The sequence below is a fragment of the Mycobacterium sp. genome, from assembly GCF_035640695.1.
Lineage (GTDB): Bacteria > Actinomycetota > Actinomycetes > Mycobacteriales > Mycobacteriaceae > Mycobacterium.
Genome location: NZ_DASQVQ010000084.1, coordinates 20,432 through 41,081 on the forward strand (window position 1 = coordinate 20,432; position 20,650 = coordinate 41,081).

Sequence of the window (20,650 nt, forward strand, 5' to 3'; positions counted from 1 at the left end):
GATGAGGAACATGGGCAGCGGGCAGGGGCGGACCGACTCGGGGATGGGCTTCGCGAGCGCGCACGGGCTGTGTGAATTCGTCGACGCGTCGCCATCGCCGTTCCACGTCTGCGCCACGGTCGCGCAGCGGTTACGGTCGGCCGGTTACACCGAACTGTCCGAGGCCGAAACCTGGCCCGCGGCAGGCAGATTCTTCACGGTGCGCGCGGGATCGATCGTCGCGTGGGATTCGTCGGACGACCCCGATCGCCCGTTCCGGATCGTCGGCGCCCATACCGATAGCCCGAATCTGCGGGTCAAACAGCACCCCGATCGGTCGGTGGCGGGCTGGCACGTGGTGGCGCTGCAGCCCTACGGCGGTGCGTGGCTGAACTCGTGGCTCGACCGCGATCTCGGCATCAGCGGCCGGCTTTCGGTGCGCGACGGCGGTGGCGTGGTGCAGCGACTGGTGCGCATCGACACCCCGATCCTGCGGGTGCCGCAACTGGCGATCCACCTGGCCGAGGACCGAAAGTCGGTGACACTGAACCCGCAACTGCACGTCAACGCGGTGTGGGGGGTTGGCAGTGAGGCGCCGGGGTTGCTCGGTCACGTCGCCGAGTGCGCCGGCGTGGACCCGGGCGACGTGCTCGGCGCGGATCTGATGACCCACGACCTGGTGCCGTCGACGCTGGCCGGGGCGGACGGCACACTGCTGAGCGCGCCGCGGCTGGACAACCAGGCCAGCTGTTACGCCGGGCTGGAAGCCCTCCTGGCCGCTGAGCCACGCGGCTACCTGCCCGTGCTAGCGCTGTTCGACCACGAGGAGGTGGGGTCGACGTCGGATCACGGCGCGCAGTCGAACCTGTTGCCGACCGTCCTGGAACGCATCGTGCTGGCCGCCGACGGCGGCCGGGAGGACTTCCTGCGCCGATTGTCGGGGTCTGTGCTGGCCTCCGCCGACATGGCGCACGCGACACATCCGAACTATCCGGAACGCCATGAGCCCGGCCACTTCATCGCGGTCAATGCCGGCCCGGTGCTGAAGGTGCACCCGAATCTGCGGTATGCCACGGACGGCCGCTCGGCGGCGGTGTTTGCGCTGGCGTGCGAGCAGGCGGGGGTGCCGCTACAGCGGTACGAGCACCGCGCCGATCTGCCGTGCGGGTCGACGATCGGTCCGATGGCCTCGGCGCGCACCGGTATTCCGACGGTCGACGTCGGCGCTGCGCAACTCGCCATGCACTCGGCGCGCGAGCTGATGGGTGCCGACGACGTGGCGGCGTATTCGGCGGCGCTGCGGGCGTTCCTTTCGCCGGACTACTTGATCCGCTGAGCCAGCAGCCGCTTGCCCTCTTCCGCGCCCTTCTTGCTGTCGGCCTGTGCCTTGCGGAACAGCTCGGAAAGCTGCTTATCACCCTCGCGCTCGGCATCCTGTACGTAGGTCTCCAGCCGCAGCGCATTTTCAAGGCATTGCTCGGTGTACCAGATCAGGTTGTAGTCCTTGTCCTTGGTGCCGGTCACGTGGCCGGTTTCGGTGCTCGCGGTCATGCATCACCATCCTTCGCTTCGTGATTGCCCTGTCGTGATCGGCCTACCCGTCGGTCTCGCGGTGCAAACGTCCGGCGAACAGGAGGGATGCGGCCCGGGAAACTACACTGCATTCGTGACGTCCCCGCTCGCCCAGACGCCTGCGACAACGCCCGCGCTGGACACCGTCGAGCACGCCGCCGACACCCCCGATCTGCCGCAGCCGTACCGCGAGTTGGGCCTCAAGGACGACGAGTACCAACGGATCCGCGACATCCTCGGGCGCCGGCCCACCGACTCCGAGCTCGCGATGTACTCGGTGATGTGGAGCGAGCACTGCTCCTACAAGTCGTCCAAGGTGCACCTGCGCTACTTCGGCGAAACGACCACCGATGAGATGCGGGCGGCGATGCTGGCCGGGATCGGAGAGAATGCCGGCGTCGTCGACATCGGCGACGGCTGGGCGGTGACTTTCAAGGTGGAGTCGCACAACCACCCGTCCTACGTCGAGCCATATCAGGGCGCCGCCACCGGCGTCGGCGGCATCGTCCGCGACATCATGGCGATGGGCGCCAGGCCGGTCGCGCTGATGGACCAGCTGCGGTTCGGCGCCGCCGACGCGCCGGACACCCGGCGGATGGTCGACGGCGTGGTCCGCGGAATCGGCGGATACGGCAATTCGCTTGGGCTGCCCAACATCGGCGGCGAGACCGTCTTCGACGCGTCCTATGCGGGCAATCCGCTGGTCAACGCGTTATGCGTGGGCGCGCTGCGCAAGGAGGACCTGCACCTGGCGTTCGCATCCGGGGTAGGCAACAAGATCATCCTGTTCGGCGCGCGCACCGGGCTCGACGGCATCGGCGGGGTGTCGGTGCTGGCGTCGGAGACGTTCGGGGGCGATGACGGCGGATCTCGCAAGAAGCTGCCTTCGGTTCAGGTCGGTGACCCGTTCATGGAGAAGGTGCTCATCGAGTGCTGCCTGGAGTTGTATGCCGCGGGGTTGGTGATCGGCATACAGGACCTCGGCGGGGCCGGGTTATCTTGTGCCACTTCCGAATTAGCCTCGGCCGGCGACGGCGGCATGGACATCGAGCTGGACAGGGTGCCGCTGCGGACCGCGAACATGACGCCGGCCGAGGTGCTGGCGAGCGAGTCGCAGGAACGCATGTGCGCGGTCGTCGCGCCCGACAACGTCGACGCGTTCCTCGCGGTCTGCCGCAAGTGGGACGTGCTGGCCACGGTGATCGGCGAGGTCACCGACGGAGGCCGGCTGCGGGTCGGCTGGCACGGCGAGACCGTCGTCGACGTGCCGCCGCGCACCGTCGCGCACGAAGGGCCGGTCTACCGGCGTCCGGTCGCGCGCCCCGACAGCCAGGATGCGCTGAACGCCGACACGTCGGCGAAGCTGCCGCGGCCGGCCACCGGTGACGAGTTGCGCGCGACGCTGCTCGCGATGCTGGGCAGCCCGAACCTGTGCAGCCGCGCGTTCGTCACCGAGCAGTACGACCGCTACGTGCGCGGCAACACCGTGCTCGCCGAGCACGCCGACGGCGGCGTGCTGCGCATCGACGAACAAACCGGCCGCGGCATCGCGGTGTCCACCGACGCGTCGGGGCGCTACACCCAGCTCGGCCCGTACACCGGCGCCCAGCTCGCGCTGGCCGAGGCGTACCGCAACGTCGCCGTCACCGGCGCCACCCCCGTCGCGGTGACGAATTGCCTGAACTTCGGTTCACCCGAGGACCCCGGCGTGATGTGGCAGTTCTCCGAGGCGGTGCGCGGACTGGCCGACGGCTGTGCGGCCCTTGGCATTCCGGTCACCGGCGGCAACGTCAGCTTCTACAACCAGACCGGCTCCACGCCGATCCTGCCCACTCCCGTGGTCGGGGTGCTCGGTGTCATCGACGATGTCAGCCGACGCATCCCTACATCTATCGGTACCGAGCCGGGGGAGACGCTGATCCTGCTCGGCGACACCCGCGACGAATTCGACGGCTCGATGTGGGCACTCGTCACCGCCGACCATCTCGGCGGCACGCCGCCCACGGTGGACCTGGAGCGCGAGCGGCTGCTGGCCGACGTGCTGACCGCCGCGTCGCGCGACGGGCTGGTGTCGGCGGCCCACGACCTGTCCGAGGGCGGGCTGATCCAGGCGGTGGTGGAATCCGCGCTGGCCGGCGAAACCGGTTGCCGCATCCTTATTCCCGAGGACGCCGACCCGTTCGTCACGCTGTTCTCCGAATCGGCGGGCCGCGTAGTGGTGGCCGTTGCGCGCACCGAGGAAAGCCGGTTCCGCGCGTTGTGCGAGGCGCGCGGTCTGCCGGCCACTCGCATCGGCGTGGTCGACCAGGGCAGCGACGCATTGGAGGTGCAGGGCCTGTTTGCGGTGTCGCTCGAGGAATTGCGGGCAACCTACGAAGGCGTGCTGCCCGGGCTTTTCGGATGAGCCCTTGCCCGAAGACACCGCAGCGGCGATGAAATCCGACGTCGACAGCATCACCGAAACCCGGGCTGTCGAACCGGCGGAACGACCAGGTCGCCACCCGTTGCTGGGGTGGGCGTGGAGCCTGGTGCGCTTGGACTTCACCGGCGTCGCGTTCGGCGCACTGTTTTTCTGCGTGTCGCTGACGCCGTCGCTGCTGCCGCGGGGCCGGGTGTTTCAAGGGTTGATCGGCGGCGTCAACGCCGCGATCGGCTACGGGCTTGGCGTGGTGATTGGAATGGCGTTCCGCCACTTCGTGTTACGCCGCCGTAGCTGGTGGCCACCGGCGCCGCCGGTGCTGTACCTGTTGAAGGCCGTCACTGTCGGGGCGTCCATTGGCCTCAGCGTGCTGATGCTGATCCCTGCCGCGGCCTGGCAGCGGCAAGTATCGGCGCTGATGGGTATGGAGGGTCCCGGGACGCTCAACTACATGCGCACGTTGTTCATCGCGCTGGTGACCGGCGGCGTGCTGGTCAGCGTGTCGCGGATATTGAAGGACGCGGTAAAACTGCTTTCCCGCTACTTCATCAAGCGCTGGCACGTCGGCGTCGAGGTCGCGCGGTTCATCGGCACCGCGATCGTCGTCGTGCTGGTGGTCACACTGGTCAACGGTGTGCTGATCCGGGGCTTCTTCGCCGCCGCCAGGGCAGTGTTCCAGCCGCAGAACGCCAGCACCCGGGCCGGCATCACGCAGCCGATCGATCCGGAAAGGTCCGGCAGCCCAGCTTCTTTCGCGTCGTGGGACACGCTGGGCTATCAGGGCCGCAACTTCGTCGCCACCGGACCGCACGCCGGCGAACTCACCGCGCTCAACGGCCGTCCGGCAAAGGAGCCGATCCGGGTGTACGCCGGGCTGCAATCCGCCGACACGGTCGACGGCCGGCTCGACATCCTGGTCAGCGAACTTGACCGCACGCACGCATGGGACCGCACGCTACTGGTGATCGTGCCCACCACCGGCACGGGCTGGGTGGACCCGGCGGCGGCGCGTTCGATCGAGTCGATGTACAACGGCGACACCGCGCTGGTCGGGATGCAGTATTCGTATCTGACCAGCTGGATTTCGTTTCTGGCCGACCAGCAGAATGCTCTCGAGGCCGGCAGGGCGATGGTCGACAAGATTCATGACCGATGGTTGCGGCAGCCGCGCGACCACCGCCCGAAGTTGGTGCTCTACGGTGAGAGTCTCGGCGCGATGGCGGGTCAGGGTGCGTTCGCATGGCTCCCCGACATTGCGGGCAAGAATTTCTCGTCGGTGTTGTGGGTGGGCCCGCCGTATGCCAGTCCGCTGTGGCGGGCGCTGACCGTCCGCCGCGACCCGGGTACTCCGGAAGTCAAGCCCCGCTACGACAACGGCCGCACCGTGCGGTTCAGCGAGGGCGGCAGCCCCGAGGAGATCGCCCGCGACGCGGCGCCGCCCTGGGAAGGCACCCGGGTGTTGTTCTTGCAGCACCCGTCGGATCCGGTCATCTGGTGGTCGCCGGATCTGCTGTTCAACCGGCCGGATTGGCTAGAGGAACCACCCGGCCGCGACCGCACCACGTCCATGCGGTGGTATCCGATCGTGACGTTCTGGCAGGTCGGCGCGGACATGACGAACGCGCAGGCGGTGCCCGGCGGGCACGGCCACAATTACGGCGAGCTGGTGCTTGACGGCTGGGTAGCGGTCGCGCCGCCGGACGGCTGGACTCCGGCGGACACCGAACGTGTCCGGCGCTCGCTCGAGAAGGCGATGGCCGCGGGCCCACCCGAATTCTGATGAGCCAGATGGGTTCTCGAGTCAAGGCGCTGACGCTGGCCGGAGTGCTGGTGGGCTGGAGCCGCACTGCGAGACTGGAGATTCCCGCCCGACGGCATCCGCTGGTCCAAGCCGGATTGGCGGCCGGGTTGGTCGCGATCACCGGCGCGCCGCTGGGTCTGCGGCCGCCGGCCCTGCGGTCGGGGCTCCGCTTGGGAACGGCGGCTGCGGCGGTCGCGGCGGCCGGTGTCGCGGCAAGCACCGCGCTGCCGCAGGTGCGAGCGGCGATGGCCGAGCGCGACCTGCCGGCTCCCGCAGCGACGTGGCTAGGCGTGCAGATACCGCTGGGCACCGTGTGGTCGGAGGAAGCCGCCTACCGTGCGGCGCTGGGCACGGTGGCCGCCGAGGCATTCGGCCGGTCGACCGGACGACTCGTGCAGGCAACGGCTTTCGGGCTGTCGCACGTGAACGACGCACGCGCCACCGGTGAACCCGTCGCCGCCACGGTCGTTGCAACCGGCATCGCGGGCTGGCTATTCGGATCGATGTTCGAACGCTCACGCAGCCTGGCTGCGCCGATGCTGGCGCACCTGGTGATCAACGAGGCCGCCGCGATCGCGGCATTGGCGGTTCATCGCCGGAATTCTATTTCGGCACGCGCGGGAACCGGTCACGGCCGGCATCGCCGGCGGGGAACCGGTGGCGGCCGGCATCGCCGGCCGGGATGACCGGCAGCACCACGGCCGACGCGTGCGCGGCGTCATGCAAGATCGTCTGGGTCGCCGGCGCGCTGTCGGCGGTTTGGCCGAACGGTGCGCCGGTGTTCGGGTTCGGTGCGAACTGCGGGAAGTCGCTGCTGGAAATCTCAAGGCGTACCCGCTCGCCGGCGCGAAACAGGTAACTGGTCGGCCAGATCGCGATCTCGTACTCATTGGGTTGACCCGGGGTGGCCGGATGCGGTTCGGAGAGCGAATCCTTGAACGCCGTCCGAAGGACTCCGTTGTTCAGGTTGACGACCTGCCCGTCGGGTTTCACAACGGCGAGTTTCGCGGTGAAGTCGGTGTCGCGCGCCGATGAGGAGGCCCACAGATCAACCGTCACCGGACCGGTCACTTCCGTGTCGGTCGACATCACATCGCTGCTGTAAACCAGGACGTCCGAGCGCTGTTCGGGAAGCGTCTGGTCGTAGGGGCCCTGTGGACCGCTCTGGGCGCCGCAGCACGAATGCCCGCCGACACTCGGGGCGGGGTGTGCCGGATCGTAGGTGTAGGTATCCGGCGGCTGATCAGGTCCGGGGGGTGATGTCGTCAAAACGCCGGTGCGGGCGGCCATTCCACCGTTGCCGCCCAGAAAATAACGGGTCCACCGGGTTTGCGGCAGCGGCCACGCGGTTGCCGACTTCCACGTGTCGGCCCCCATCAGGAAGTAGTCGACGCGCGGCCGGCCCGACACGCCGTTGTCGACGCCGTTGAGGAAGTGGTCGAACCACGCCAGCATCAAGTCGTTGATGGGGCTGTCGCCGGCGGCGCCGATGTCCTTGAGCAGCGGGGCCGGCGTCGAGCTGTCGCGACCCCAGTTGACGTGATCCCACGGCCCGATCACGAGTCGCTGGTTTCGGCGGGCATCGGGGGTGCCGCCGTTGGCGGCCATGCCGGCGAAATTCTCGATGCCGCCGGCGAGGAAGGCGTCGTACCAGCCCTCGACGTCGAGTACCGGGACCCGCACCGCGCCGTATCGGTCCCGGATGCTCCACCGCTTCCAGTAGTCGTCGCGCGTCGAGTGGCCGATCCAGTCGAAGTACCACGGCGCGACGGTGTTGCTGGTGGGCTGTAGCGGCGGAAAGTCTTTGTACGGCAGGAAGTTCAGCCACCGTGTGGGGTCGTCGGCGGCGGCTTTCAGCGCCTGCGCGGTCGCGTCGTCGTGTCGGTTCGTCGCGGCACTGGTGGCGATGCCGATCGCCCACGGTGCGACGAACGCGAGGCGGAATTCACCACCCTCATACGTCCACCCGTCGTAATAGTCCGATGCCGTGTTGGCGGGCACGATTGTCACCAGATGCGGCGGAGCGCTCACCGCGGCCAGCCACTGCGTGGCGCCGACGTAGGACGACCCGTACATACCGACTCGGCCGTTGGCTCCGGGCAGCGTGGCGGCCCACTCGACCGAGTCGTAACCGTCCTCCTGGTCGTGGGCGAACTCCTCGAACGTGCCGCCGGAGCTGCCTTGGCCGCGAATGTCTTGAACCACAACCTGGTAGCAGTGTGATGCGAACCAGTCGGGGGACTGATACCGGGATGGCTGAACTTGTGCGTCATTCTTTCCGTACTGGGTGCGCATCAGCAGCACCGGGACGGGTTGTGCCGACTCGGGTCGGTACACGTCGGCCCGCAGGACGGTGCCGTCGCGCATGCGCGCGGGCACGTCGGTCTGCTCGGTCACCTTGCACGGCCCCCGACCACCGGGGGGCGGCCAGGATCGCCCGGCAGCGCGCGGCGCCGCGCCATGCTGAGCGCCGGCGCCACAGCCCGCCAACAGCACTCCGACGACCGCGACGATCGCCGCCAAGCGGTTGATCCGCACTCACCCAACGCTACTGTCGGGCCCCCTTGCCGGCGCGATCGTCGGACCGGCGGGTAAAGGATTCACACGCCACCGTAGAACCTCAACTTCGGTTGACGTCAACGCGCGCGTTAGGATCGCCGCGCAATGCCCGCCCGCCGCGCAGTCGACCCCGCACAGACCCGCACCGCCGTGCTGGAAGTTGCGAATTGGCTGCGCGACGACACTCGGCGGGCGCCGGCGCGGGCCGAGCTCGCCGACGCGGTCCGGCTCACGGCCCGCATGCTTGCGGCACTGGCACCCGGCGGCAGCGTCGAGGTCAGGATTCCGCCCTTGATTGCGGTGCAGTGCGTCCCAGGGCCGCAACATCGTCGGGGCACGCCGCCCAATGTCGTCGAAACCGACCCGCGCACCTGGCTGCTGCTGGCCACCGGCCTGCTGTCGGTGCCCGACGCGGTGGCGTCCGGAAAGCTGCAACTGTCCGGGTCACGGGCCGGCGACGTCGCCGAATGGCTACCGTTGATACCGCTCGACGGCTAACCCACCAAGAGAGCCGGCACCGGCCGTAGCCGACCGGAAATGACTGGCACAGCGGAATCGTTGAATAACAGAAGGCGACACTGCCGACCGATTCCGTTAATGATCCGTTATCACCGTAGACTCGGTGACGTCACCCACCGCGCCCCTTGGAGCAGCCAACTCGTGACCGGCCAACAGACCGAAACCCCTCCCGGCGAAGAATGCGGCGTATTCGGCGTCTGGGCCCCCGGCGAAGAGGTGGCCAAGCTCACCTACTACGGCCTCTACGCACTGCAGCACCGCGGGCAGGAGGCCGCGGGCATCGCCGTCGCCGACGGCTCGCAGGTACTGGTGTTCAAGGACCTGGGCCTGGTCAGCCAGGTCTTCGACGAGCAAACACTGATCGCGATGGAGGGTCACGTCGCGATCGGACATTGCCGCTACTCCACAAGCGGGTCGACGACCTGGGAAAACGCCCAGCCGGTGTTCCGTAACACCGCCGCCGGCACCGGTGTCGCGCTGGGCCACAACGGCAATCTCGTCAATACCCCCGAACTGATCGCTAGGGCGCGCGATGCCGGCCTGATCAACACCAGGGATGCGGGTTCGGCAACGACGGACTCCGACATCCTGGGCGCGTTGCTGGCCGACGGCGCCGCCGACGCCACGCTGGAGCAGGCCGCCCTCGAGCTGCTGCCGACGGTGCGCGGCGCGTTCTGCCTGACGTTCATGGACGAGAACACGTTGTATGCCGCGCGCGACCCATACGGCGTGCGGCCGCTGTCGCTGGGCCGGCTCGATCGCGGCTGGGTGGTGGCCTCCGAGACGGCCGCGCTCGACATCGTCGGTGCGTCGTTCGTCCGCGAGATCGAGCCGGGCGAGCTGCTGGCCATCGACGCCGACGGCGTGCGCTCCACTCGGTTCGCCAACCCGATTCCGAAGGGCTGCGTATTCGAGTACGTCTATCTGGCCCGTCCGGACAGCGCGCTGGCCGGCCGGTCGGTGCACGCGACCCGCGTCGAGATTGGTCGGCGGCTGGCCCGAGAGAAGCCGGTGGAGGCCGATTTGGTGATCGGCGTGCCCGAATCCGGCACCCCGGCAGCGGTCGGCTACGCGCAGGAGTCGGGCATCAAGTACGGGCAGGGCTTGATGAAGAACGCCTACGTCGGGCGGACCTTCATCCAGCCGTCGCAGACGATCCGGCAACTGGGTATTCGGCTGAAGCTCAATCCGCTCAAGGAGGTCATCCGCGGCAAGCGGCTGATCGTCGTCGACGACTCCATCGTGCGCGGCAATACGCAGCGCGCGATCGTGCGGATGCTGCGCGAGGCCGGCGCCGTGGAGGTGCACGTCCGGATCGCCTCTCCGCCGGTGAAGTGGCCGTGCTTCTACGGCATCGATTTCGCCTCGCCCGCCGAGTTGATCGCGAACGCCGTCGAATCCGAGGACGAGATGCTCGACGCGGTGCGGCATGCCATCGGCGCCGACACGCTCGGCTACATCTCGCAGCAGGGCATGGTCGCGGCCACCGAGCAGCCCGCATCGCGGCTGTGCACCGCCTGCTTCGACGGCGAATACCCGATCGAATTGCCGCGCGAAACGGCGTTGGGCAAGAACGTGATTGAGCACATGCTGGCAAACACTGCACGGGCGGGCGTGCAGGCCGAGAACGACAACGTCTCGGCGCTGCGACGGCCATAGCGCTTGGCGGATCGGGCAACGTGCTAGGCGAAACCACAGCCGGGGTCCGGCGCGTCCTGCGACAGTGCGCCGCCCGCCGGGAGGACGTAGAGCACCTGCAGGACTAGCGGCGCGCCGCCCTCGTTGCGGCCAATGTGCACCCGATCCTGTCCGCTCTGCTCGAACACGGCATCGCCGACCGAATAGACGCCGTCGACCGTGCAGTCCGCCATGTAGTGGGTGAGCGTGCCCTCCTTGATCACGCCGTAGAGCCGCCCGGTGTGCCAGTGCCAGCCGGTGCTGCCCCCGGGCGCGATGGTGATCTCGCGGAACGTGTAGTCCATGCCGTCGGCGGTCCGCTTCCACAGCTCGGTGGCCTGCACGTCGCGGCCGGGTGTCGCGTGCGCCGGCGTTGCAATGACGCTGGCGGCGGCCATCATCACCGCGATCGGCGGCACGATTCGAGTCGCCCACACGGATCGAATTTTCACACGCCGGCCGGCTGCCGACGCGTTGGTCGACGGTCAACGTCGCCGCCCGCGCGGTGTCCGAGACCGAGTAGCCTTAGTCGCGATGAGTGATCCAGCCGATGCATTCGGCATCACGTACGCTGCGTCCGGGGTGGATATCGAGGCCGGCGATCGGGCAGTAGAACTGCTCAAACCGCTGGCAGAGAAGGCCAGCAGGCCCGAAGTCGTCGGCGGCCTCGGTCATTTCGCTGGGCTGTTCGCCCTCAAGGGCGGTTATCGCGAACCGCTGTTGGCCGCCTCGACCGATGGGGTCGGGACCAAGATTGCGATCGCCCAGTCGATGGACAAACACGACACCGTCGGCATCGACCTGGTCGCGATGGTCGTCGACGACATCGTGGTGTGCGGCGCCGAGCCGTTGCTGCTGCAGGACTACATCGCGGTCGGCCGTACCGTGCCGGAACGCATCGCCGCGCTGGGGGCGGGCATCGCAGAGGGCTGTGTGCAGGCCGGGTGTGCGCTGCTGGGCGGGGAAATCGCCGAGCATCCCGGGTTGATGGCGCCCGACGCGTACGACATCTCGGCGACCGGCATCGGCGTCGTCGAGGCCGACGACGTGCTCGGTCCCGAGCGGGTGCGCCCCGGTGACGTGGTGATCGCGATGGCGTCGACGGGCCTGCACTCCAACGGCTATTCGCTGGCCCGGCAGGTGCTGCTGGAGATCGACCGGATGAACCTGGCCGGCCACGTGGAGGAGTTCGGCCGCACGCTCGGAGAGGAGCTGCTGGAGCCCACGCGCATCTACGCCAAGGATTGTCTGGCGCTGGCCGCCGACACGCAGGTGCGGACGTTCTGCCACGTCACCGGCGGCGGGCTGGCCGGCAATCTGGCGCGCGTGATACCGCACGGGTTGCGCGCCGAGCTGGACCGCGGCACCTGGACGCCGGCGCCGGTGTTCTCGATGATTGCGCAGCGCGGCCGCATCGACCGCGCCGAGATGGAGAAGACATTCAACATGGGTGTCGGGATGGTCGCCGTGGTCAACCCCGACGACACCGACCGCGCGTTGGCTATCTTGACCGCCCGCCACCTCGATTGCTGGGTGATCGGAACGGTTAATAAGGCGGGGAAGAGCGGTACTCGCGCCGAACTCGTGGGCCGCCACCCCCGGTTCTAGCTAGCGGCGCTGGTCGTCCTCGTCGTCCCAGCCGTCGGGGCTGTCCTCGGAGTCGGGGTCGGCCCCGGAGAGCTCCCGTTGGAGCCGCTCGAAATCGGTCTGCGGGGAGCTGTACTTCAGCTCCCGGGCAACCTTCGTCTGCTTCGCCTTCGCCCGGCCGCGGCCCATGGGGGAACCCCCTCGCGCAATAACGGAGCGGCCCAATGATAAGGCGGCTCCGATCTGAGTGTGTCTTTGTCAGTCCTGCCAACTACTTTACCGTGCCGACGGCCGGTGCGCTGCCAGGCCCTACTCGGCGGTACGGCGTGGTCAGCGCGTGACGCCGCGTAGCCGGTCGACGGCTTCGCGGCCGCGGCCTGCGACGTCCGGCGCCGGCATCGATTCGGGGTCGATCACCAGAGAAACGCCGGCGGCGTCGTCGCTCGTGAGCACGGTGTCGGCCGGCACCGTACGTTTGACCAGGGCGAGCGCCACCGGCCCGAGGTCGACGTGGTCGACGACCGTGCCCAACCGGCCCACGGTGCGTCCGTCGGCCAAAACCGGCGAACCGGTCGACGGACGCGCGTCGGTGCCGTCGAGGTGCGTCAACACCAACATCCGCGGCGGCCGACCGAGGTTGTAGACCCGCGCGACGGTTTCCTGGCCCCGATAGCAGCCCTTGTCCAGGTGCACCGCGGTCGGAATCCAGCCCACTTCGTGCGGGATGGTGCGCTCGTCGGTGTCCACCCCGAGCCGCGGGCGCAGCGCGGCGACGCGGTGCGCTTCATACGTCCACACACCCGCCGGGCGAACCCCGGCCGCACGCAACTGTTCGCCAAGGGCTAACAGCCGCTCCCGCGGCGCCACCACGTCGAGCGCAATCGCGGGGCCGCCGGCGTCTGCCGGCATGCGCCGCACGAAGCCGCCGTCGGGCAGCCGGGTGGCCGACGCGACGTCCGGCAACTCGTCTATCCGCAACGCGGCAAGCACCTGCGGCGCGGCCAACCCCGGTCCGAGCAGTGACAGCACGCCGCAGTCGGCGGCATCGGGCACGACGTCGGCCCAAAACACCATCTTGCGCAGGTAGGCCAGCAGCGGCTCGCCGCGCCACGGCTCGGTGTCCAGGTAGCTGACGCCGTCGAGCTCGGTCTGGATCCAGTGATCTTCAACACGGCCCTGGCCGTCGAGGCTGAGATTCTGCACGGTCGCGCCGTCGGCCAGGTCGGCGACGTGCTGCGAAGAGATGTTGTGCAGCCACGAGAGTCGCTCCCCGCCGGTCAATGTCAGCACCGCCCGGTGCGAGCGGTCGACGAAAACCGCATCGGTCAGCGCGGCGCGCTGTTCACCGAACGGGTCGCCGTAATGCCAGACCGCTCCCGCGTCGGGGCTGGAGGCGGGGGCGGGCACGGCGGACACGCTTTCCACTCTACGGACGCTTCGAACCGCTTTCCCGGGTCGCTTCGATCCTGCCCGCCGAACTGCCCGGTTAGGCTGTCGCCCATGTCGATCGTCGTCACGCTGGATGGTGAATCGCACGATCCGACGGCGCCACTGCTGTTCGCCGACGACCTCGCCGCGGTCCGGGGCGACGGCATCTTCGAGACACTTCTTGTCCGGGACGGCGGGCCGTGCCTGTTCGACGCGCATCTGGGTCGGCTGGCGCAGTCGGCCGAGCTGATGCACCTGCCTTCGCCCGATGCGGAGGCGTGGCGGCGGGCGGCCGGACTGGCAGCTGCGCGGTGGACAGCGGACAGCAGCGATGACGGCGTGATGAGGTTCGTCTACAGCCGCGGCCGGGAAGGCGGCGGCCCCCCAACGGCGTATGTCACCGTCGCGCCGCTGCCGCAGCGGGTGGTCGCGGCGAGGCGCGACGGGTTGGCCGCACTGACGCTGGCGCGCGGATTGCCCACGACGGCCGCCGCCGCGCCGTGGCTGTTGGCCGGCGCGAAAACGTTGTCGTATGCGGTGAACATGGCCGCACTGCGGTACGCCGCCGAGCGCGGCGCCGGTGACGTGATCTTCGTCAGCTCGGACGGGTACGTGCTGGAGGGACCGCGCTCGACGGTCATCATCTCGACGAACGACGGACTGCTGACGCCGCCGCCGTCGCTGCCCATCCTGCACGGCACCACTCAGCAGGCGCTATTCACGGTGGCCGGCGAGAAGGGCTACCAATGTCAGTATCGGCCGCTACGGCCGGCCGACCTGATTGAAGCGCAGGGGATTTGGCTTGTTTCGAGCATCACGCTTGCGGCCCGCGTGCACACCCTGGACGGGCTCGCATTGCCGGTGTCTTCGCTCGCTGCGGAGTTCGCCGAACTCGTCGACCTCGCCATCGTCAGCGACCGCTGAGAATTCGGTTGTCGCCCGGGCGTGTCGCGGGTACGGTCGCCGTTACACGGGAAAGGAGGTGGTCCGAGAAATTGATTGACTTATGGACACGTGAGGTGGCTGCCGGCTAGCAGCCGCAGGCGAGGAATCACCTGCAGGCGCTGGCGAATTCCCCGCAGCCACCCGGCCCCCGAGTCCCGGTCCGTCCAACCTGGAGCAACGACTCGGGGGCCGCTCCATGTCTGGGTCCGGATCGGGTGTCCGGCACCGGATCGGGTCACGCGAGGTTAGCCGGCGTATCGGGACAGTCGCGCCGACAGGTGCGGAACCAGGCCGCCGTCGGCGTCGACCCGCTCCTCGACATAGGCCAGATCGCCGCCCTCAACGATGCCGTACAGCCGCTTCGCGCCGCCGACTAGTACACCGGATCGGCTGCGCGCCAAGGCATCCGTGACGAGTTCCCAGGATGACTGGGTACGCGGCGTGCCGTAGAACAACTCGACGTATCCCGACGAGTGCGCCAGCAGCAGCTCGATGGCCTGCGACTCGGTGGGGTCGGTGGGATCGTTGACGAAGCGCCAGTAGCCGGTTTCGCGCAGCGCGGGCGCCTCGTACTCGCCACTGTCGGAGAGCCGCCAGGACCGGGCCTCCCAGTTCAGGTACTCCCCGCCGTCGTGCGACACGATGATCTGCTGGCCAAATCGATAATCGCCGTCGGATCCGCGGCCCTCGCCGGTGCCGCGCCAGACGCCGACGAGCGGCAGCAGCGCCAGCAAGCTGTCATCGAGGTTGGCGCCCTCGCGGAGGTTGGCGGTGTCGGCGGGCAGTGGCAGGTCGTCGAAGACCGGGATGTTGCGGGTGGCCGTGATCTTCGCGCGTTCCGCCGCCGCGGCGACCGCCCGGTCGCCGGAGCGGGCGCGGGCATCGCCACTCACGAGTCGTCGGAGATGAGCCGGTACACCGCATACAGCGCGAACCAGGTGATCACCACCACGCACGCGACCAGCAAGATCTCGAAGAACAGCACCACGGCGCCGAGTCTAGCCGGACGGGCTCGCCGCGACTCAGGCGGCGATTTTGATGTCGATCTCGTGAATGCCCGGGCCGCCGGGAACGATCACCGCATCGCCGCTGCCGATCTTCGACAGCGCGCGCACGGTCCACGATCCGGGCGCCGCGAAAAAGCGGAAATCGCCGGTCGCCGACGCCACCACCTCGGCGGTGAACTCGTCGGAGGAGTCCAGCAGGCGCACGAACGCGCCGCCGACCGGCTGCCCGGTGTCGTCGACCACTCTGCCGGTGATCACCGTCTCCTTCTCTACGTCAACGCTGGCCGGCAACGTCGTACCTTGCTTCGGTGCAGAGCACATATCTCAACTTCCCAACTCGATCGGGACTCCCACCAGGGAGCCGTATTCCGTCCAACTGCCGTCATAGTTCTTGACGTTCTGCTGCCCGAGGAGCTCGCGCAGCACGAACCAGGTGTGCGACGAACGCTCCCCGATCCGGCAGTACGCGATGGTGTCCTTCGAGCCGTCCAGGCCGGCCTCCTGGTAGAGCCCGGTCAACTCCGCATCGGATTTGAAGGTGCCGTCCTCGTTGGCCGCCTTGCTCCAGGGCACGTTGATGGCGCCAGGGATGTGCCCGGGCCGCTGGCTCTGTTCCTGGGGCAGGTGCGCCGGGGCGAGGATCTTGCCGGAGAACTCGTCGGGGGAGCGGACATCGACAAGGTTCTTCTTGCCGATCGCCTCGACCACCTCGTCGCGGAACGCGCGGATGCTGTTGTCGGGGTCCCTGGCGGTGTAGCTGGTCTGCTCGCGCTGTACCGCGTCGGTGGACAGCGGGCGGCCGTCCAGCTCCCACTTCTTGCGGCCGCCGTCGAGCAACTTGACCTTGTCATGCCCGTACAGCTTGAAGTACCAGTACGCGTACGCGGCGAACCAATTGTTGTTGCCGCCGTAGAGGATCACGGTGTCGTCATTGGAGATTCCGCGCTCGGACAGCAGCTTGGAGAACTGCTGGGCGTCGACGAAGTCACGCCGGACAGGGTCCTGCAGATCCTTGCGCCAATCCAGCTTGACGGCGCCGGCGATGTGTCCGCCGTCGTAGGCGGAGGTGTCCTCGTCGACCTCGACGAAGACGGTGTTGGGTGCGTCAAGATTGCTCTCGGCCCAGTCGGCTGTGACCAGGACGTCGGAGCGAGCCATTCGAATTCCTTTCGGTTCTTTGGTAATTGGTGAGTCAGACGGATGCCGGTTCGCGGCGCAGCTGGGCCACTAGCGGGTACAGCCGACAGCCCAGGCAGACGCCGAAGGCGGCGTTGAGGAAAGCCGCGAAAAGCGCGAACGCGGTCGCGATCACGCCCAGCACGGTGACACCGGTGGTGAAGCCGACGACTCCGACCACGGCGAAGACCAGGCCCACCAACTGCGCGAACTTCAGCGGTGGCACCGGCTCGCGGTCCGTCACCGGCCCGAGGCGGGGGGCCACGAGCCGGGCGAACACCAGGCCGTACGGGCTGTGCCGGGGGCCGCGCAGCGCGCCGAACGCGAACACCGCGGCCTGCACAACCAGGATCACCGCCGCGGCCGTCGGGCTGACCGCGGCGACCGCCAACGTGGCCACCAGGACCGCGGTGGTGAGCCAGGCGGCGAACCGCGGACCACGGACGTCCACTTGGTTCGTATCGGTCGACATGAAGTTGCTCCTGTGGGCACGGACATAGGCTGGGAAGGGCATGCCAATACGGCCGCCTCGAGCGGTTGCGCCAACGAAACGGCGCGCCGGCTCAGCGGCTAAAGCAACAACAACAACCCGCGGTGCGGCACAGGTCTACTGCGCGGCGCTTGGTGAGCCGAAGCTCCAGACGGGCTGACATGTCGCTGAGCTTACCTGGTCGGGTGCCGATCAAGCCAACAGCGGGTGCAAGACGGTGCGCAGGTCAGCCGCCTTCGGTACGCCGGTGGTCCGGTAGCGCTGCCGCCCGTGCGCGTCGAACACGAAGGTCGTCGGCAAGGACAGCACCGACAGCCGTCGCCCGGCGGCCGGATTGGCATCCATGTCGATCTCCACATGAGCCACATCGGGCAGGTCCGCGCAAACCTGGTTGACGACGCGCCGCACCGACGCGCACGGGCCGCACCACACCGCGCTGAAGTGCACGACCGTGGGGCCGGTGCGCGATAAGCCGAGGTCAGCGGTCTCCGCGTCGGGTCCCTCGAAAACCTCCCGCAGCACGCCTGCGCGCCGATTGATCAGCACCCCGATCGCGGTAGCCAGCCCCAGCGCCGCAACGATGGCGGTCAGCGCGATCACTGCAACGGTCATGACTGTTTGAACCCATCGAGGGTGATGGTTACTCCGTCGGCGATTCCTTCGATGATGATGTCGGATCCGCGGGCCCCCTCGCGAGTCGGAGCGATCGCGAACGGCAACTTCTGCCCGGGCAGGCTGGTGGTAAATGCCGCGAGCACGGCCGGTTTCTTATCCTCGGGTACCTGACGGTCGGCGGTCCCGGCCCCGGTGATGACCCCGATTCCGGTGAATTCCAACGTGGTACGGTCCGGGCCGGAGATGGAGAGATCGACCGAAACGCTGACGCGCTCATTGAAGTTTGCGGCCTTCGGTGTCCCGGTGAACACCAGCCCGCGGCTGCTGGAAATGCCGGATTCGGTGGTGCCGCCGGTGGCGTCGTTGGTTTCCTTCGGCGGGGCCTCGATCATCAGGTCGTTGATACCCATGAACCGGCCGACGTGCATGGAATCGATGATGATCCGGCTCTCCGCCTTCCCGACCGGCAGGGCGGCGGTTGGCCGAATCAGCCACGACGCCTGGGTCAGGTCGACGGAATGCAGGGTGGCCTCCATCGAGGCCTTGCCGACAAGTGCATGGTCGACACCGTGGGCCTTGATCTCGATCTCGTTGTAGCGATGCCGGATGGCCTGTGTGATGAACGGAAAGCCGAGAATGCCGACCGACGGGTCGGCGTTCACGCCCGTTTCGCTGCGCAGCGTGCGGGCCAGCCGGTATTCGGCGTAAATCGCGGTGCCGAAGTCCGCGCCGACGACCGCGACGGCAACTGCGAGCAGCGTCACACTCAAGCCGATCAGCAGCGCACGCACCCGGACATTCTGTCCCACACGTCGCCTGGCCCGGCCCACGCGCGGCTAACCAGCAGGTGGCGCGCTATCGTTGAATCACCGTAGTCAGGCACATCGGACAGTGACGTCCACACCCGCGGGAGGCAAACCTCGGGAACGGTGTCCCAGCGCGCTGGAGAGTCTGTTGGATTTATTGCTGCTGACCGTCGATCCACATCCTGAGTCGGTGCTGCCGTCCTTGTCGCTGCTGCCGCACAACGTGCGGTCCGCACCGACCGAGGTTTCTTCATTGCTGGAGGCCAACACCGCCGATGTGGCGATCGTCGATGCGCGCGCCGACCTGGCTGCCGCCCGTGGCCTGTGCCGGCTGCTGGGGACGACCGGCACCTCGGTCCCGGTGGTGGCCGTCGTCAACGAAGGCGGCCTGGTGGCCGTCAACGTTGAATGGGGTCTCGACGAGATCCTGCTGCCCGGCACCGGGCCCGCCGAGATCGATGCGCGGCTGCGGCTGCTTGTCGGGCGCCGCGGCGGCGCAGCCAACCAGGAGAGCCTGGGCAAGGTCAACCTCGGCGAGCTGGTAATCGACGAGGGCACCTACACCGCGCGGCTGCGTGGACGTCCGCTCGATCTCACCTACAAGGAATTCGAGCTGCTGAAGTACCTGGCACAGCACGCGGGCAGGGTGTTCACCCGGGCGCAGCTGTTGCAGGAGGTGTGGGGTTACGACTTCTTCGGCGGCACCCGCACCGTCGATGTGCATGTGCGGCGGCTGCGAGCCAAGCTCGGTCCCGAATACGAGTCGCTGATCGGGACGGTCCGCAACGTCGGGTACAAGGCGGTGCGGCCCGCGCGCGGCCGGGCGCCGTCGGGCGACGCCGAGCTCTCCGAGGAGGACGCCGGTGACGGCTTCGAGGCGTCAAGTACGTTCCCAGATTCCCTTGCTCTTCGCGCCGGCGGCGCTTCGCGGGTGGACCCGCTACACGCCCCGTGACGGCAATCGGCTGGCGCACCACTATCACACCGGCCGATCGACAGCAGATCCGCGACGTGGTTGCGGCGGCAGCGGGCCACGACGGCGTCGCGCCCGTCGGTGAGCAGGTGGTGCGTGAGCTGCCCCATGACCGCACCCGACATCTGGTGGCAGCCGATGACGACGCGATCGTCGGGTACCTGGACCTTGCGCCAGGCACCGACGCGGCGCCGCCGATGGCCGAGTTGGTCGTGCACCCGCGGGCGCGGCGGCGCGGTATCGGCTCGGCGATGGCCAGGACAGCCCTCGCGGAAAGTGATGCAGCAACGCGTTTTTGGGCTCACGGGACATTGCCGCCAGCTCGGGCGACCGCTGACGCGCTCGGGCTGACCGCGGTGCGCGAGCTGCTGCAGATGCGGCGCTCGCTGCGGGACGTGCCGAGCGCGGCGATCCCGGACGGAGTGCGGATCCGCACCTATCGAGGCGCCGTTGACGACGCTGAGCTGCTGCGCGTGAACAACGCGGCGTTCTGGTGGCATCCCGAGCAGAGCGGCTGGACGCCCGGGCATATCGCCGAACGACGATCGGAACCGTGGTTCGACGCGGATGGGCTGTTCCTGGCGTTCGACGCCGCGACGAATGCGCTGCTCGGCTTCCACTGGACGAAGCGACACCCGGACCACCCGGGTCTGGGCGAGGTTTACGTTCTCGGCGTCGACCCGGCCGCCCAGCGCCGCGGAGTCGGCCGCTATCTGACCATCATCGGCCTGCACCACCTGGCGAAGCGGCTGTCCGATCACCCCGATCCCACGGTGATGCTCTACACCGAGGCCGACAACACCGCCGCCGTCCGCACCTATGAGGCGCTGGGATTCGCCGTCTCCGCTGTCGACACCGCGTACGCGCGGACCGGGCCGCCTCCGCACGGCGGCTAAATACCGCCGCACGGTCGAGCTGCGGCGGCCGTGGAGGTATCGCGGCGTGGCAAACCGTCCGCCCGGTTCATCTTCCGTTCATCATTATCGGGTTGCGTATTCACAGTTGGGCCCTAGGTTCTGGGCGGAGCAGCGACGACGGACCTGCTCGTACGGAACGGTGTTCCGTGGCTCGGCCCTGACCCTGGTGGCGGCGGTGTG

At 68.4% G+C, this 20,650-nt stretch carries 22 protein-coding genes; 10 read left to right on the forward strand and 12 right to left on the reverse strand.

Features of this window, described 5'->3' with window-relative positions; all coding sequences use genetic code 11:
* Positions 1-43: 43 nt before the first annotated feature.
* Complete coding sequence (locus tag VE759_RS10060; protein WP_324931269.1) at positions 44-1,315, forward strand: M18 family aminopeptidase; 1,272 nt, start codon at positions 44-46, stop codon at positions 1,313-1,315.
* Here VE759_RS10060 and VE759_RS10065 read toward each other — a convergent pair.
* Positions 1,300-1,530, reverse strand: a complete 231-nt coding sequence (locus tag VE759_RS10065) for a hypothetical protein (RefSeq protein WP_324931177.1) — start codon at positions 1,528-1,530, stop codon at positions 1,300-1,302. The two genes, VE759_RS10060 and VE759_RS10065, sit on opposite strands and share 16 nt — an antisense overlap.
* Before the next feature lie 157 nt (positions 1,531-1,687).
* On the opposite strand from VE759_RS10065, the gene purL reads away from it, so the two are divergent.
* From purL to VE759_RS10080, 3 genes are read left to right on the forward strand one after another with little or no spacing between them, the layout of a single operon-like run.
* Positions 1,688-3,955, forward strand: coding sequence for a phosphoribosylformylglycinamidine synthase subunit PurL (gene purL / locus VE759_RS10070; protein ID WP_324931272.1), 2,268 nt, complete (start codon positions 1,688-1,690; stop codon positions 3,953-3,955).
* Positions 3,956-3,983: 28 nt separating this feature from the next.
* Positions 3,984-5,750 carry an alpha/beta hydrolase gene (locus VE759_RS10075; protein ID WP_324931274.1) on the forward strand — a complete coding sequence of 589 codons (1,767 nt, stop codon included), beginning with the start codon at positions 3,984-3,986 and terminating at the stop codon, positions 5,748-5,750.
* An 8-nt stretch (positions 5,751-5,758) separates the two neighbouring features.
* Complete coding sequence (locus VE759_RS10080; RefSeq protein ID WP_324931180.1) at positions 5,759-6,457, forward strand: CPBP family intramembrane glutamic endopeptidase; 699 nt, start codon at positions 5,759-5,761, stop codon at positions 6,455-6,457.
* Here the strand turns inward: VE759_RS10080 and VE759_RS10085 are convergent.
* Positions 6,375-8,138 carry a CocE/NonD family hydrolase gene (locus VE759_RS10085; protein WP_324931276.1) on the reverse strand — a complete coding sequence of 588 codons (1,764 nt, stop codon included), beginning with the start codon at positions 8,136-8,138 and terminating at the stop codon, positions 6,375-6,377. The two genes, VE759_RS10080 and VE759_RS10085, sit on opposite strands and share 83 nt — an antisense overlap.
* Positions 8,139-8,435: 297 nt before the next feature.
* Here VE759_RS10085 and VE759_RS10090 point away from each other — a divergent pair, with 297 nt between their 5' ends.
* Entirely contained in the window at positions 8,436-8,828 is a 393-nt protein-coding gene (locus tag VE759_RS10090) for a sterol carrier family protein (RefSeq protein WP_324931182.1), read from the forward strand.
* Positions 8,829-8,990: 162 nt separating this feature from the next.
* Positions 8,991-10,508, forward strand: a complete 1,518-nt coding sequence (purF, locus tag VE759_RS10095) for an amidophosphoribosyltransferase (RefSeq protein ID WP_324931186.1) — start codon at positions 8,991-8,993, stop codon at positions 10,506-10,508.
* Between the two features lie 23 nt (positions 10,509-10,531).
* On the opposite strand, the gene VE759_RS10100 is transcribed toward purF, so the two are convergent.
* The gene (locus tag VE759_RS10100; RefSeq protein WP_414687878.1) at positions 10,532-10,927 is read right to left on the reverse strand and encodes a cupin domain-containing protein; all 396 of its coding nucleotides are present in this window, start codon (positions 10,925-10,927) and stop codon (positions 10,532-10,534) included.
* A gap of 133 nt (positions 10,928-11,060) precedes the next feature.
* On the opposite strand from VE759_RS10100, the gene purM reads away from it, so the two are divergent.
* Positions 11,061-12,134, forward strand: a complete 1,074-nt coding sequence (gene purM, locus VE759_RS10105) for a phosphoribosylformylglycinamidine cyclo-ligase (RefSeq protein WP_324931192.1) — start codon at positions 11,061-11,063, stop codon at positions 12,132-12,134.
* On the opposite strand, the gene VE759_RS10110 is transcribed toward purM, so the two are convergent.
* Both VE759_RS10110 and VE759_RS10115 read right to left on the reverse strand, forming a co-directional pair.
* Complete coding sequence (locus VE759_RS10110; RefSeq protein WP_324931195.1) at positions 12,135-12,302, reverse strand: DUF3073 domain-containing protein; 168 nt, start codon at positions 12,300-12,302, stop codon at positions 12,135-12,137.
* Positions 12,303-12,443: 141 nt separating this feature from the next.
* Positions 12,444-13,529 carry a folate-binding protein YgfZ gene (locus tag VE759_RS10115; RefSeq protein ID WP_324931198.1) on the reverse strand — a complete coding sequence of 362 codons (1,086 nt, stop codon included), beginning with the start codon at positions 13,527-13,529 and terminating at the stop codon, positions 12,444-12,446.
* Between the two features lie 84 nt (positions 13,530-13,613).
* On the opposite strand from VE759_RS10115, the gene VE759_RS10120 reads away from it, so the two are divergent.
* Positions 13,614-14,465 carry an aminodeoxychorismate lyase gene (locus VE759_RS10120; RefSeq protein WP_324931201.1) on the forward strand — a complete coding sequence of 284 codons (852 nt, stop codon included), beginning with the start codon at positions 13,614-13,616 and terminating at the stop codon, positions 14,463-14,465.
* 266 nt (positions 14,466-14,731) lie between these two features.
* On the opposite strand, the gene VE759_RS10125 is transcribed toward VE759_RS10120, so the two are convergent.
* From VE759_RS10125 to lmeA, 7 genes are all read right to left on the reverse strand, one after another.
* Positions 14,732-15,379: an FABP family protein gene (locus VE759_RS10125; protein WP_324931203.1), complete on the reverse strand. Its 648-nt coding sequence runs from the start codon at positions 15,377-15,379 to the stop codon at positions 14,732-14,734.
* A 129-nt stretch (positions 15,380-15,508) separates the two neighbouring features.
* On the reverse strand, positions 15,509-15,814 hold the full coding sequence (locus VE759_RS10130) for a DUF1416 domain-containing protein (RefSeq protein WP_324931206.1): 306 nt from the start codon (positions 15,812-15,814) through the stop codon (positions 15,509-15,511).
* A 3-nt stretch (positions 15,815-15,817) separates the two neighbouring features.
* Positions 15,818-16,651, reverse strand: a complete 834-nt coding sequence (locus tag VE759_RS10135; RefSeq protein WP_324931209.1) for a sulfurtransferase — start codon at positions 16,649-16,651, stop codon at positions 15,818-15,820.
* Between the two features lie 34 nt (positions 16,652-16,685).
* Entirely contained in the window at positions 16,686-17,141 is a 456-nt protein-coding gene (locus tag VE759_RS10140) for a DUF4395 domain-containing protein (protein WP_324931212.1), read from the reverse strand.
* 91 nt (positions 17,142-17,232) lie between these two features.
* Positions 17,233-17,322, reverse strand: coding sequence for an Ms5788A family Cys-rich leader peptide (locus tag VE759_RS22890; protein ID WP_414687876.1), 90 nt, complete (start codon positions 17,320-17,322; stop codon positions 17,233-17,235).
* 29 nt (positions 17,323-17,351) lie between these two features.
* Positions 17,352-17,771: a thioredoxin family protein gene (locus VE759_RS10145; protein ID WP_324931216.1), complete on the reverse strand. Its 420-nt coding sequence runs from the start codon at positions 17,769-17,771 to the stop codon at positions 17,352-17,354.
* A complete protein-coding gene (gene lmeA, locus VE759_RS10150) occupies positions 17,768-18,583 on the reverse strand; it encodes a mannan chain length control protein LmeA (protein WP_324931219.1) in 816 nt (271 codons plus the stop codon). The genes VE759_RS10145 and lmeA overlap by 4 nt, the downstream gene beginning before the upstream one ends.
* A 142-nt stretch (positions 18,584-18,725) precedes the next feature.
* On the opposite strand from lmeA, the gene VE759_RS10155 reads away from it, so the two are divergent.
* Both VE759_RS10155 and mshD read left to right on the forward strand, forming a co-directional pair.
* Complete coding sequence (locus tag VE759_RS10155) at positions 18,726-19,535, forward strand: response regulator transcription factor (RefSeq protein ID WP_324931279.1); 810 nt, start codon at positions 18,726-18,728, stop codon at positions 19,533-19,535.
* Positions 19,532-20,449 (forward strand): mycothiol synthase, encoded by a 918-nt coding sequence (gene mshD / locus VE759_RS10160; RefSeq protein WP_324931222.1) that lies wholly within the window; start codon positions 19,532-19,534, stop codon positions 20,447-20,449. The genes VE759_RS10155 and mshD overlap by 4 nt, the downstream gene beginning before the upstream one ends.
* The last annotated feature ends 201 nt before the right edge of the window (positions 20,450-20,650 follow it).

Coding starts and splice junctions, on each gene's coding strand:
- VE759_RS10090 (WP_324931182.1), top strand. CDS start 8,436: ATGCCCGCCCGCCGCGCAGTCGACCCCGCACAGACCCGCACCGCCGTG.
- purM (WP_324931192.1), top strand. CDS start 11,061: ATGAGTGATCCAGCCGATGCATTCGGCATCACGTACGCTGCGTCCGGG.
- VE759_RS10130 (WP_324931206.1), bottom strand. CDS start 15,814: ATGTGCTCTGCACCGAAGCAAGGTACGACGTTGCCGGCCAGCGTTGAC.
- VE759_RS10140 (WP_324931212.1), bottom strand. CDS start 17,141: ATGTCGACCGATACGAACCAAGTGGACGTCCGTGGTCCGCGGTTCGCC.
- VE759_RS10065 (WP_324931177.1), bottom strand. CDS start 1,530: ATGACCGCGAGCACCGAAACCGGCCACGTGACCGGCACCAAGGACAAG.
- VE759_RS10075 (WP_324931274.1), top strand. CDS start 3,984: ATGAAATCCGACGTCGACAGCATCACCGAAACCCGGGCTGTCGAACCG.
- VE759_RS10100 (WP_414687878.1), bottom strand. CDS start 10,927: ATGATGGCCGCCGCCAGCGTCATTGCAACGCCGGCGCACGCGACACCC.
- VE759_RS10080 (WP_324931180.1), top strand. CDS start 5,759: ATGGGTTCTCGAGTCAAGGCGCTGACGCTGGCCGGAGTGCTGGTGGGC.
- VE759_RS10135 (WP_324931209.1), bottom strand. CDS start 16,651: ATGGCTCGCTCCGACGTCCTGGTCACAGCCGACTGGGCCGAGAGCAAT.
- VE759_RS10085 (WP_324931276.1), bottom strand. CDS start 8,138: ATGCGCGACGGCACCGTCCTGCGGGCCGACGTGTACCGACCCGAGTCG.
- VE759_RS22890 (WP_414687876.1), bottom strand. CDS start 17,322: ATGTCAGCCCGTCTGGAGCTTCGGCTCACCAAGCGCCGCGCAGTAGAC.
- VE759_RS10145 (WP_324931216.1), bottom strand. CDS start 17,771: ATGACCGTTGCAGTGATCGCGCTGACCGCCATCGTTGCGGCGCTGGGG.
- VE759_RS10110 (WP_324931195.1), bottom strand. CDS start 12,302: ATGGGCCGCGGCCGGGCGAAGGCGAAGCAGACGAAGGTTGCCCGGGAG.
- VE759_RS10060 (WP_324931269.1), top strand. CDS start 44: ATGGGCTTCGCGAGCGCGCACGGGCTGTGTGAATTCGTCGACGCGTCG.
- VE759_RS10120 (WP_324931201.1), top strand. CDS start 13,614: ATGTCGATCGTCGTCACGCTGGATGGTGAATCGCACGATCCGACGGCG.